The organism is Thermoleptolyngbya sichuanensis A183, assembly GCF_013177315.1.
Taxonomy (GTDB): domain Bacteria; phylum Cyanobacteriota; class Cyanobacteriia; order Elainellales; family Elainellaceae; genus Thermoleptolyngbya; species Thermoleptolyngbya sichuanensis.
Window position 1 is genome coordinate 186,043 of record NZ_CP053661.1, and the last position, 12,781, is coordinate 198,823.

Below are 12,781 nucleotides of genomic sequence, written 5' to 3' on the forward strand. Positions count from 1 at the left end.
AGTTTGTCTAGAAACCGTCACTATTTCATTTCATTCATTACCTTCTGGCTTGACCAGTTTTTTTGACCTTTGACATAAGGAGCATGAGGAGCGCGGCATGACCCAGGCGAATGACGTACTCGAAACTGTTGACCCAACCGAGACTGATTTTGAATTCGTCGATGAGGGTGACGACGGGCGTGAGGATGTCTTTGATATCCAGCCGGAAGATGAAGCTGAGGAAGACGACGAGAAGCCAGCAAAGGGCCGCTCTCGCCGCCGAACTCAAGTCAAGAAGAAGCACTACACCGAAGACTCCATTCGTCTCTATCTTCAAGAAATTGGCCGCATTCGCCTGCTGCGGGCTGATGAGGAGATTGAGCTAGCTCGGAAGATTGCAGATTTGCTGGAGCTAGAGCGCGTTCGGGAGCGGCTAGTGCAGGACTTGGCCCGCGAACCCAAGCACGCCGAGTGGGCAAGTGCTGTTGAGATGGAGTTGCCTGCATTCCGTCATCGTCTTCACGTTGGACGGCGTGCTAAGGACAAGATGGTGCAGTCCAACCTGCGACTGGTGGTGTCCATCGCCAAGAAGTATATGAACCGGGGCCTGTCTTTCCAGGACTTGATTCAGGAAGGCAGTTTGGGTCTGATTCGGGCGGCTGAAAAGTTTGACCACGAAAAGGGCTATAAGTTCTCGACCTACGCCACCTGGTGGATTCGTCAGGCCATTACGCGGGCGATCGCCGACCAGTCTCGCACCATCCGCCTTCCGGTTCACCTCTACGAAACGATTTCTCGCATCAAGAAGACAACCAAGCTGCTGTCTCAGGAAATGGGCCGCAAGCCAACTGAAGAAGAAATCGCTACTCGTATGGAAATGACCATCGAGAAGCTGCGGTTCATTGCTAAGTCTGCTCAACTGCCGATTTCGCTGGAAACGCCGATTGGTAAAGAGGAAGATTCTCGCTTGGGTGACTTTATCGAATCGGACGGCGAAACGCCTGAAGATCAGGTTTCCAAGAGCCTGCTGCGGGAAGATTTGGAAGGTGTGCTAAGTACCCTCAGCCCGCGTGAGCGTGACGTGCTGCGTCTGCGCTACGGCTTGGATGACGGTCGCATGAAGACGCTGGAAGAGATCGGGCAGATCTTCAACGTAACCCGTGAGCGGATTCGTCAGATCGAGGCAAAGGCCCTCCGCAAGCTGCGTCACCCCAACCGCAACAGCGTGCTGAAGGAATATATTCGCTAGGCAGTGTCTTAAAACTTTCTAGGTCGTTGATTGCCTTGAGTCGATCCCCCTGAATCCCCCTTAAAAAGGGGGACTTCCAGAGTGGTTCGACCAGGCTCTCCCTTTTTAGAGGTGCTGAGGGGGGCGATCCCCCTAAATCCCCCTTATTAAGGGGGACTTCTGGAGTGGTTCGGCTCGGTTCCCCCCTTTTTAAGGGGGGCTAGGGGGGATCGAAGGGATTTAAAGCGCGCCCTAAGATCATCCGCGCCTTGTCGGTGAGCCGAGGCGCTGAAGAACTAATATGCAAGGGCTGACATCATCGTGTCGGCTCTTTTTTTGCTTTTTTGTCGTTCGGCAAACAGAGTCTAGGGTCGGGAAAGCTGGGTAAATGAGTGCTGGACTGACCATCCGAGCATAGGATAGATCCAGGATTTACGCGCTGCGTCGATTCTGAACCCATCGTTTGTTTTTTCAGATCTCTGTTTTTTCAGATCTCCATGCAAGTTTACGTTTTGCTATTCAACGCCGGAACGGAGAATGAGGGTATCCACACGCTCAAAATCCAGGAGGGCGATCGCAACGTGGTGCTGATGTTTGAGTCGGAAGACGACGCGACGCGCTACGGGCTGATGTTAGAAGCGCAGGATTTCCTCAGTCCAGCGGTGGAATGCTTTGAGTCGGAAGAAATCGAGGAATTCTGCGAAGGGGCGCATTACGAATGTGTGCTAGTTCCCGAAGGGACGCTGGCGCTGCCGCCAGAGACGAATGTGGAAGAACTAGACTGGAATCCGGAAGACGATGGGCGATCGCCCCATCCCAAGTCCCCCGATTCCGAAACATCGTTAAGCACCCTCTCCGATGCTGAGCTAGAGCGGATTCGACGGCAGCTTGAGGGCCTGCTGTAAGAGGGGACATTGAGCGGCCCGAGATAAGCGGTTTACGAGGGTTAATTCGCCTCCGTCGATGAGGCTTGGCCAATTCGCCTCGGCGATCGCCCGTTATGTGCTGAACGTTTATTTGAGTTTGCTGATATGACCGATTCCCCACCCTCCCAAAGTATTCCATCTGGCGATAGTATTCCGTCTGACGATTCACAAAGCGATCCCTACGGAAATCGGGGCCACCTGCTGACCGAGCAGGCCAACCCCGCCAGCCACTCCCTCGATCAGCTCAGCACGGGCGAGATCGTAGACCTGTTTAACCAAGAAGATGCGCGGGCGATCGCCGCTGTAGCTGGGGCACGAGAAGCGCTAGCAGCAGCAATTGACTGTGCGGCGGCGCGGCTGCGACAGGGTGGGCGACTGTTTTATGTGGGCGCGGGCACGAGTGGACGACTGGGCGTGCTGGATGCGGCGGAGTGTCCGCCCACGTTTTGCACCCCACCGGAGCTAGTTCAGGGCATCATCGCAGGGGGAGCAGGGGCGCTGATTCGTAGTTCCGAAGACCTGGAAGATCGGGCGGAAGATGGCGCAGCGGCAATCGCCCATCACCAGATTCACGCCCAGGATGTGGTCGTGGGCATTACCGCAGGCGGCACCACGCCCTACGTCCACGGCGCACTCCGAGCAGCACGACAGCGGGGCGCGGCCACGGTATTTTTGGCCTGCGTCCCTGCGGAACAGGTCAGCGCAGAAGTGGATATTGACATTCGCCTGATCACCGGGCCCGAAATTCTGGCTGGCTCAACCCGGCTGAAGGCGGGCACGGCCACCAAACTGGCGCTGAATATCCTCTCGACGGGCGTAATGGTGAAGCTGGGCAAGGTCTACGGCAACCGCATGGTGGACGTGGCGGTGACCAACAAAAAGCTGCACGACCGGGCCCTGCGGATTCTTACTGATCTCACGGGGCTGAGCCGTCCCGACGCGGCGCTGCTGCTAGAAAACAGCGGTCGTCGCGTGAAGTTGGCGCTGCTGATGCACTGGGCAGGCGTAGATGCTGAAACGGGCGATCGCCTGCTGATGGAGCATGGCGGGAATTTACGGATGGCGGTGGCGAGTGTAGCGGAGTGAACGTGAGTTGCAGGTCAGGAGGATGCCGCATGTTCTGAGAGGGTCAGAAACGCGCCGCCGTGAAGAGATCTGCCGTGAAGAGACAGGGGTTTCTTGCCAGTCCGCATCGCTCACTCGCTTCAAAAACGCTGTAGGGTGATTAAATAAGCAAAATCGCCTAGCAAAATTGCTTAGTAAAATCGCTAGTTGAGCGTTCTATCCCTCATTCCTAAAGTCTGAAAATGCCTCTCACTGCGCTTATTCTGACGGCGGCGATCGCCATCCTCGGCTGGGGCTTTTATCGCGCTCGTCCGATGGGACAGGTCGGCATTCTGGCCTGGCTGCAATCTCTGGTGCTGATGCTACCCTGGCTGCTGTTTTTTGGGCTATTTACTGTCGGCGTGTATCTCAATCTGGCGGCGGTGCTGCTGCTGATCGTAGCTTCTACAGGACTCTACATTTTCCTGGGACGACGGCTGCGAACCCTGGCAGCACAGCAAAAGCGGGCACAGGGCGAGGCAAATGCCGCCGCAGAAGCGCGATCGCCCCACCTCTCCTCGAACCCCGCAGAATCCTCCCGCACTGACGAGGATACCCAGGCCACAACCGCTGAACCCCAAGCGCCCCCTTCCGCAACGGACACTGCCGAACCCGCCAAACTCCCCCCAGAAGACCTGGCCGCCATCCGCGAGATTTTCGGCATCGACACGTTTTTTGCGACGGAAACCGTGCCCTATTTAGACGGCGCAATTTTTAAGGGAAACCTCCGGGGTGAGGTCGCAGAAAGCCATGCAAAGCTGTCGGAACGACTGAAGGCGCGAGTGGGCGATCGCTATCGGCTGTTTTTGCTGAGTGGGCCCGATGATCGCCCCACAGTGGTAGTTCTCCCGGCTACGGCCGATCCCAGCCCCACCACCCCGCTCCAGTTTGGGCTGGCGGGTGTGTTGGCGATCGCCACGGTTCTCACCTGTTTAGAAACCGCTGGACTGCTGCAAAGCTTTGACCTATTTGCAGACTGGTCAAAGTTTGGGCAAGCCCTCCCCATCGCGCTGGGGTTGCTGCTCATCCTTGGAGTTCACGAACTCGGTCATCGTGTTGTAGCCCGTCGTTTGGGAATCCGCCTCGGCCCGCCGTTCTTCATTCCCGCGCTCCAACTCGGCTCCTTTGGCAGCATCACCCGATTTGCGTCGCTGCTGCCCAATCGCAAAGCCCTGTTCGATATTGCTGTGGCTGGCCCGCTGGCAGGCGGTCTGCTCTCGTTTACAATCCTGATTCTTGGTCTATCATTATCCCATCAGGGTAGCGTCTTCCAAATTCCATCCGAGTTCTTCCAGGGTTCCATCCTGGTAGGCACGCTGGCACGAGTCGTTCTGGGCACAACCCTTCAGCAATCTCTGGTAGATGTACATCCGCTAGTGATTGTTGGATGGATCGGGCTGGTGATCACGGCAATTAACCTGATGCCTGCTGGGCAACTGGATGGCGGTCGCATTGTGCAGTCGATCTACGGGCGCAAAACGGCTGGACGCGCTACGGTAGCAACCTTAGTGTTGCTGGGCTTAGTGTCTCTCACAAACCCCCTGGCGCTGTATTGGGCCGTGCTGATTTTGTTTTTGCAGCGCGAGCTAGAGCGCCCCGCCCTCGAAGATCTATCGGAACCGGATGATGCGCGGGCGGCATTGGGTTTGCTGGTTTTGTTTTTAATGGCGGCAACATTGCTGCCCCTTACGCCAGGATTGGCAGGTCGTCTGGGCATTGGAGGCTAACGCATGTCATTGACCCCCCCAGTTTTGCTGGTTCTCGATATCAGTGCGCTGGCCAGCAGCACTCCCAAGGAGTGGATTGAGTTTTCGCGCATCGGCTCTACATATATTCCTCAGGCCGTCTATGAGGAAATGAAGCTGCTGTTCGACCGCTCTCCTGATCCTGATCTGGAGGAACTTTGCAAATCTTTCAATCATTTTTATCCCCATAGCGGCTGGACGATTACTGAAGCCCACGCACACCATCCATCGCTAGCAGCGGCTGGGCAGGCATTGACTCGACGGGCCCGCATTACGCTGGCCTCTGCCCGCTGCGCCTATGCTTTGGCGCTGTCTTCGCCGGGGCATTTGGCGGTGCTGGTCACGAATGATCAGTCATCGCTTCAGCGGATCTATCAGTTGCCTTCGACCAATTTATGCGCGATCCGCACATCGGAGTTGCTGCAATGGTGTCGGGCAGGGCAACGCCCGGTAATGGTCAGCCAGAAGATGCAGCAGCTTCGGGCAACCAGTAGTGTCGCGGCCGCAGTGACCACCAACAGTGGTTCTGTGCGAACCAGCCCGACTCGAGTTCACCCTGGCACTTTGAGTACCCCGCCGCGATCGCCCTCCATGACCGCCCGCCGCTACGCCCAGCCGCCCTCCCGCCCCTCTCGCAGCAGAGTTCGAGCCGACAACAGCCTGCCCGACTGGATTACGCAATTGCTCTCACTAGTCCTCGCCTTTGGCGGGCTTGCTCTGGCCGCCTGGATTATGTGGAGCGTCATCCACAATACCGAATGGCTGGCTCCGCTGCGGCAGCCGCTCGACCCGACGCAGCCCACGCCTCAGTAAGCTGCTTAAGCTTGCAGAATCCGCAAAACCTGGCCGGTTTTAGAGCATCGTACCCCTGTCTGACCTCCTAGTCTGCTCCTTTCAATCTGCTCCTTTCAATCTGCTCCTGGAGCCTTAACCGAAAATCAGCCCGTCTCGGCATCGTTGACGCGGCGAAGTTGCACCACGTCGCTCATTTTGCGGATCTGGGTAAAGGTGCGCTCTAGCTGGTTGTGGTCGCGAATGTCGATACCGAGGTTGATCACCGCCGTCTGGCCAGGGAAGGTTTTCACCTGAGCATTGCGAACGTTGATGTTGTAGTCGCTGAGGCGCGAGAGGATATCCTTTAGCACGCCTACCCGGTCGATGACTTCTAGCTGAATTTGTACTGGATAGGTCTGGGCGCGGCTGCTGGTGGTTTCGGCTGCGTTCCAACTGACGGGAATGAGGCGATCGCCCGGTACGCTGTCTGTATTCGTGCAGCCCTGACGGTGAATCGAGATGCCCCGGCTGCCCTGCGTCACCACCCCAATAATCGGCTCCCCTGGAATCGGCGTACAGCAGCCCGCCAGATGATACAGCAGCCCTTCCACTCCTTGAATTGGAGAGTCATGCGTTTTGGGTGCGGGGCGCGGGGGCTGCGGCGGCGGATTGAGCAGCAGCGCCTCTTCCTGCGCCGTCGTAGCCACCGGAGCCACAGGCTGGAGTGCCTTGGTAGCATCCCGCAGCCGATTCAGCACATGATTAATCGTTACCTCGCCATAGCCCACGGCCGCCAGCAGGTCTTCCGGCGTTTGATAGTTGCAGCGCACGGCTGTCACCTGCATTTGCTCCGACTTCAGCAGCGCCTCAAACCCCTTTTTGCCCAGTTCCCGCTCCAGCATGTCGCGCCCGCGCTGCACGTTCTCCTCCCGATTCGACCGCTTATACCACTGGCGAATCTTGTTGCGGGCCCCCGGCGTTACTACAAAATTCAGCCAGTCCAGCGACGGATGGGCATTTTTCTGGGTAATGATTTCCACAATGTCGCCATTCCGCAGCACCGTATCCAGCGGCACCATGCGACCGTTGATCTTCGACCCAGCGCAGCGATTGCCCACTTCGGTATGAATCCGATAAGCAAAGTCTACCGGCGTGGATCGCTGCGCCAGAGGAATCACGTCGCCCTGCGGCGTAAACACATACACATCATCGTCAAACAGGTTGGTGCGGACGCTTTCTAGGTATTCCTGCGCGTCCTTGAGGTCGTTTTGCCAATCCAGCAGTTGCCGCAGCCAGGTCAGCTTTTCGTCGTCGGGGCTGAAGCGCGTCGCCGTAGATTTGCCCGTTTCCTTATACTTCCAGTGGGCAGCAATCCCGTATTCCGCAATGTGGTGCATTTCTACGGTGCGGATTTGAACCTCGACGGGGCGGCCGCCATGACCAATTACAACGGTGTGCAATGACTGGTAGCGGTTGGGCTTGGGCAGGCCGATGTAGTCTTTGAAGCGACCAGGGATTGGACGAAACAGGTTGTGAACCACGGCCAGGCTGCGATAGCACTCGTCAATCGTGTTAACGATAATGCGAACCGCCGTGATATCAAAAATTTCGTGGAATTCCTTCTGCTGCCGCTGCATCTTTTGGTAGATGCCGTAGAGATGCTTGGGGCGACCTTTGAGTTCGACGCAGTGAATGCCCGACCGCGTTAGCTCTTGGCGCACGTCCTCTACTGTTGTTTCCAAATAAGACTCGCGATCGCCCCGTTTTTCGCTCACCAGCGCCTGCATGTCGCGATAGGCTTCCGGCTCCAGATACTTGAAGGCGAGATCTTCTAACTCCCACTTAAAGCGCCCGATCCCCAAGCGATTTGCCAGCGGCGCAAAGATTTCGCGGGTTTCCAGAGCAATCTGGCGGCGTTTGGCATCGGGCAAATGCTCCAGGGTTCGCATGTTGTGGAGGCGATCGGCCAGCTTCACCACGATCACCCGGATATCCTGTGCCATCGCCATGAACATGCGGCGAAAGTTTTCGGCCTGGCGCTCGGTTTTGCTCTCAAAGTTAAACTTCGACAGTTTGGTTACGCCCTCCACCAGGCGGCTCACTTCGCTGCCAAAGCGTTCCTCCAGTTCTTCAACCGTAACCTCTGTGTCTTCGACCACATCGTGCAGGAACCCGGCAGCGATGACAGCGCTACTGCCTCCCAGATCGCGCAACAGCCCTGCAACAGCGATGGGATGGGCAATGTAGGGTTCGCCGGAGGCCCGCTTCTGTCCCTCATGAAGCTGGTAGGCAAAATTGAACGCATCGCAGACGACCGACGCATCCGAGCGGGGATTGTCGGAACAGTCGCCTGTGACCGGGCAGGCATGAGAAATCAGGCATTCTCGGAGCCAGTCGGGCAGTTCAACGTCGGTGGGTAGCGTGAGGGTTGTGGCGTTCATGAGGCAACTCCTGACAGGAGAAAGGGAGTGTGGATACGATTCAATCGCCCTGGCTAGGGGAAAGTGCTGGAGGCTAGGAGCCTGAAAACTCCCTGTGCGATGCGATGGATTTTAGCTATTAAACTGTTCGAGGGGAACTTTTGGGAAGAGATCTGGCAATTGAAACCGTAAATGGGGTGTCTCTCGGTTGAACTTTCTGCTGAGCGCTTGAGATAAATTGCCAGAGAAGTTGTTAGAAGTCGTTAGAAGTGGTTCAGTCCTGATTTCCTAAGCTAGCCCCCTAAGTTGCACAAATACTTCACCAGCTAAGGTGTTTGCGAGGCGGCACTTACTTATTAGTTACGTTTATTAACGAGATAGACCGGACTAATAAAAGCGTTTCGGTGGAGATCAGGTGAAAGATTTATGAGAGATTCTAAAAGCTTGCAGATATGAGGAAAATACTGTCAGATTGAGGCGCAAGTTCGCTCAAGTGCACCACTTGGCTTAAGGTTGTGAGCAAAGGTGGTGAGTTTGAGTGGGCTATTTCTCTACTATATACAGAATTCTTAACATTCGTTTAAGAATTCTGGTAGGAGTTGCTACATTGTCATGGCTTTATCAGAATGGGAGTCTTGCCGTCCAGTTTACGAAACCCTGCGATCGCTCTCTTCCTCTATGCTGGCACAGGTTTCGGGCGCTGCGGAGTCCCCTGCGGGGGTGGCTGATTTGCGCTTGTTATTCCAACAATTACAGACGCAATTTCAGCAGCAGGTTTTGACGCTGGATACGAGCAGGCTAGATGGGGCGATTCCCTCCCTCCACACCGAAATGGCAAAGCAACTGCGGCTATTGAACATGGACCTGATGTTTTTGCAAACGGCGCGGCAGCCCGAAACCGCACGGCAGCGAACCGAGCAAATGGGCGATCGCCTGCGCCTGCTGATGCGCTATTGTGATGCTGTTTTGGGAGAGGAGGCGTGATGGACTGCCTGAAGGATCGGGGCGTGCAACTGGTAGATGTGGTGCTGCGGGGAAACCTGCCCGCTCAGCAATGCCCCGTGTGCGAGGGCTGCTGGATTGCGCCAGAGGATTATCACGACTGGAAGCAGGGTCAGCCCCAGCCCCTACCCGAAACCGTGAACCTGGAGGCCGCCGCCAACCATCCACCCGCCCCGCTGGACGTGCGGACTGCCCTCTGTCCCGACTGCGGCGGTTTTCTGTCGCGGGTGAAAACGGGCGCAACGATGAACCCGTTTTACGTCGAGCGGTGTCCCCAGTGTGGCGGCATCTGGTGCGATCGCGGCGAATGGGACGCACTCTCCGCAATGGGCATCAGCGCCATCATCGACCAGTTGTTTTCTAGCGATTGGCAAGGCCGAATGCGAACCCGCGAGATGCTGCACCGAGAGCGCCTGGCCATGATCGACAAACTGGGCGAAGACCTAGCGCTACAAGTCTTCGCTCTGGCCGAGCAGCTTGAGCATCACCCCAATGGAGATTTTGGAGTGGCGTATCTGATGCGGCGGATTGGGGGCAGCGAGGCGGGGCTGGAGTGAGCGCATGACCTACGCCTTTCCCAACTCCTTTTTCTGGGGCGCTGCGACCTCGTCTTATCAAATCGAAGGGGCGATCGCCGCTGAGGGCCGCAAGCCCAGCGTGTGGGATAGGTTCGCCGCAACGCCGGGGCGCGTGCTGAACGGGGATACGGGGGCGATCGCCTGCGACCATTACCACCGCTTTCGGGAAGACGTGGCGCTGATGGCAGACCTGGGAATCAGGCACTATCGCTTTAGCATCGCCTGGCCCAGAGTGATCCCCAATGGACGCGGCGCGGTAAACGAAGCAGGCGTGGACTTTTATCGGCGGCTGGTGGATTGTTTGCAGGAACAGGGGATCACGCCCTACGCAACCCTGTTTCATTGGGACAGCCCCCAGGCGCTAGAAGACCGCTACGGCTCTTGGCGCAGCCGCGAAATGGCACAGGACTTTGCAGAGTATGTGGCGGCGGTGGTGGAACGGCTGGGCGATCGCATTTCCCACTGGATCACCCTGAACGAAATTGCCTGCTTCACGCACCTGGGCTATGGCGTGGGCCAGATTCCTCCCCACGCGCCGGGAACCGTCGTCGCCACGCCAAAAGACGTGTGGCAGACCTCACACCATGCGCTGCTGGGGCACGGGCTGGCCTGTCAAGCCATCCGCGCCGCCTCGCCCATTCCCTGCACCGTTGCGCTAGTGGATAACTACGCCGTCACCGTGCCACTTGCCGAAACGCCAGAACACATCACCGCCGCCCAAGTCGCCTTTCACACCGCCTGGGCCAACGGCGGCATTCTTTTTCCAGCGCTCACCGGAGCCTATAGCCCCCTGCTTCTGGAGAAACTGGGAGCCGACGCGCCCGATATCCAGGACGGCGATTTGCAAACCATCTGCCAACCGCTAGATGTTCTGGGGCTGAATGTCTACTCCGGCAGCTACGTGCGGGCGGCGGATAACGCCGACGGGTTCGAGACGCTGCCCTTTCCCGCCAGCTATCCCCGGCTGCACATGCCCTGGCTATGGGTCGTGCCCGACGCGCTCTATTGGGGCGTGCGCCACGTCAGCGAGGTGCTGGGGCATCGCCAACTGTCCATCTGGGTGACGGAAAACGGCTGCGCGGTGGAAGACGTGCTGACAGAGCAGGGAGAGGTGCTGGACTGCGATCGCATTCTGTACCTGCGGCAACACCTGCAAGCCGCCCACCGCGCCGTGTCCGAGGGCTATCCCCTGGGCGGCTACTTTGTCTGGAGCCTGCTGGATAACTTTGAGTGGGCCTGGGGCTATGATCGCCGCTTTGGGCTGACCTATGTGGATTTTGACACCCAGCAGCGCATCCCCAAAGCCAGCGCCCGCTGGTATGCCGAGTGCATCCGGCAAAATCGGGTGGTCTAGGCAGGGTAAAATCATCTTTTGCAAATCTGCCTTGCAACCGGGCACAAGATTCGGGTAAAAGAGCCGAATGTCGCCCACCCACAAGCGCAGGATTCGGACACGCTGCCTATGCCGTCGGCTTATGTCATTGGGTTGGGGAAATCGGGCATTGCCGCCGCTCGGCTGCTGCATCGGCAGGGCTGGCAGGTGACAGTCAGCGACTCCGGCAGTTCCGATGCCCTCCGGTCGATGCAGCAAACCCTCCAGGCAGAGGGCATTGCCGTTCTGCTGGGGCATCGCCTAGAGCCAGACCCCATCCAGATGCAGCAGATCGTCGTCAGCCCCGGCGTGCGGTGGGATCTGCCCGCGCTGGAAACCGCCCGCGCCCTTGGCATCGAAACCATCGGGGAAATGGAACTGGCGTGGCGATCGCTCTCCAGCATTCCCTGGGTCGCCATCACAGGCACCAACGGCAAAACCACCACCACCGCCCTCACCGCCGCCATCTTCCAAACTGCTGGGCTAAACGCGCCCGCCTGTGGCAATATCGGCTACGCAGCCTGCGAGGTCGCGCTAAATCTCGCAGGGGAAACGGACAGCGCCCCCCTCGATCATCCCTCCAACCCAAGCTCCCAACATCCAATATCCAACATCCAAAATCCAAAATCCCCCGACTGGATCATCGCCGAAATCAGCAGCTACCAAATCGAGTCCTCCTCTACCCTCGCGCCGCGCATTGCCCTGTGGACAACCTTCACGCCCGACCACCTCAGCCGCCACTATACGCTAGAGAACTACTACAGCATCAAGGCTTCGCTGCTGGCGCGATCGCCTTTGCAAATTTTCAACGGCGATGATCCCTACCTCCGCAGCACCGCCGACCGCTGGCCCAACGCCTGCTGGACGAGCGCGGCAGGCAAGGCGCATCTGCTGGGCGATCCCACGCGGGGAGCCTATGTAGAAGACGGCTGGGCGATCGCCCTGGGAGAGCGCATCGTTCCCATAGACGCGCTGAACATGGTGGGCCCCCACAACACCCAAAACCTGCTGATGGCGGTGCTGGCGGCGCGGCTGGCGGGTATCGAGAAGGGGGCGATCGCCCACGCGGTTGAAACCTTTCCCGGTGTACCCCACCGCCTAGAACACATCTGCAACTGGCGGGGCATCGACTTTATCAACGACAGCAAGGCCACCAACTACGACGCGGCCCAAGTGGGACTGGCAGCCGTGCCCGCGCCCGCCATCCTGATTGCAGGCGGCGAAGCCAAAGACGGCGACGACACCGCATGGCTATCCACGATTCAGCAAAAAGCCGCCGCCGTTTTGCTCATCGGCAGCGCCGCCGAAGCCTTTGCAAAACGCCTGGACAGCATTGGCTACTCGGACTACGAAATCGTCGAAACGCTGGATCGCGCCGTAGAGCGCAGCGCCGAACTGGGTCAAGCGCTGAATGCCCAGACCGGACTCCGCACTGTCCTGTTTTCGCCCGCCTGCGCCAGCTTTGACCAATATCCCAACTTCGAGGCACGGGGCGACCACTTCCGCACGCTGTGTCTGGCGCTGTAGCTCTGGTTAGAGGATCACTAGATGACATGGGGGACGCTGACTTGATGATCGCGACTATATTTGAACGCTAAAAGCACGGTGGCTGGCTTGGCGATCGCCCCCCAGCCCCGTCGTCTATTCAAGAGA

At 58.0% G+C, this 12,781-nt stretch carries 10 protein-coding genes; 9 read left to right on the top strand and 1 reads right to left on the bottom strand.

The annotated features are described in order from the left end of the window. Window positions 1-97 precede the first annotated feature (97 nt). The 5 genes from rpoD to HPC62_RS00855 all read left to right on the top strand — a co-directional run bounded on the left by rpoD (window position 98) and on the right by HPC62_RS00855 (window position 5,795). On the top strand, window positions 98-1,228 hold the full coding sequence (gene rpoD, locus HPC62_RS00835) for an RNA polymerase sigma factor RpoD (protein WP_172353334.1): 1,131 nt from the start codon (window positions 98-100) through the stop codon (window positions 1,226-1,228). A 476-nt stretch (window positions 1,229-1,704) separates the two neighbouring features. After that, window positions 1,705-2,112, top strand: a complete 408-nt coding sequence (locus tag HPC62_RS00840) for a DUF3110 domain-containing protein (protein ID WP_172353335.1) — start codon at window positions 1,705-1,707, stop codon at window positions 2,110-2,112. A gap of 126 nt (window positions 2,113-2,238) precedes the next feature. Beyond that, entirely contained in the window at window positions 2,239-3,219 is a 981-nt protein-coding gene (gene murQ / locus HPC62_RS00845; protein WP_172353336.1) for an N-acetylmuramic acid 6-phosphate etherase, read from the top strand. A 221-nt stretch (window positions 3,220-3,440) separates the two neighbouring features. Next, window positions 3,441-4,964 carry a site-2 protease family protein gene (locus HPC62_RS00850; protein ID WP_172353337.1) on the top strand — a complete coding sequence of 508 codons (1,524 nt, stop codon included), beginning with the start codon at window positions 3,441-3,443 and terminating at the stop codon, window positions 4,962-4,964. Between the two features lie 3 nt (window positions 4,965-4,967). Beyond that, window positions 4,968-5,795, top strand: coding sequence for a PIN domain-containing protein (locus tag HPC62_RS00855; RefSeq protein ID WP_172353338.1), 828 nt, complete (start codon window positions 4,968-4,970; stop codon window positions 5,793-5,795). A gap of 125 nt (window positions 5,796-5,920) precedes the next feature. Here HPC62_RS00855 and HPC62_RS00860 read toward each other — a convergent pair whose 3' ends face one another. After that, on the bottom strand, window positions 5,921-8,197 hold the full coding sequence (locus HPC62_RS00860; protein ID WP_172353339.1) for a RelA/SpoT family protein: 2,277 nt from the start codon (window positions 8,195-8,197) through the stop codon (window positions 5,921-5,923). Between the two features lie 591 nt (window positions 8,198-8,788). On the opposite strand from HPC62_RS00860, the gene patD reads away from it, so the two are divergent. The 4 genes from patD to murD all read left to right on the top strand — a co-directional run bounded on the left by patD (window position 8,789) and on the right by murD (window position 12,655). Further along, window positions 8,789-9,160: a heterocyst frequency control protein PatD gene (gene patD, locus HPC62_RS00865; RefSeq protein WP_172353340.1), complete on the top strand. Its 372-nt coding sequence runs from the start codon at window positions 8,789-8,791 to the stop codon at window positions 9,158-9,160. Further along, complete coding sequence (locus HPC62_RS00870) at window positions 9,160-9,735, top strand: TFIIB-type zinc ribbon-containing protein (protein WP_172353341.1); 576 nt, start codon at window positions 9,160-9,162, stop codon at window positions 9,733-9,735. The genes patD and HPC62_RS00870 overlap by 1 nt, the downstream gene beginning before the upstream one ends. Window positions 9,736-9,739: 4 nt before the next feature. Next, the gene (locus HPC62_RS00875; protein WP_172353342.1) at window positions 9,740-11,110 is read left to right on the top strand and encodes a GH1 family beta-glucosidase; all 1,371 of its coding nucleotides are present in this window, start codon (window positions 9,740-9,742) and stop codon (window positions 11,108-11,110) included. 108 nt (window positions 11,111-11,218) lie between these two features. Further along, window positions 11,219-12,655, top strand: a complete 1,437-nt coding sequence (gene murD / locus HPC62_RS00880) for a UDP-N-acetylmuramoyl-L-alanine--D-glutamate ligase (RefSeq protein WP_172358705.1) — start codon at window positions 11,219-11,221, stop codon at window positions 12,653-12,655. Window positions 12,656-12,781: the final 126 nt, after the last annotated feature.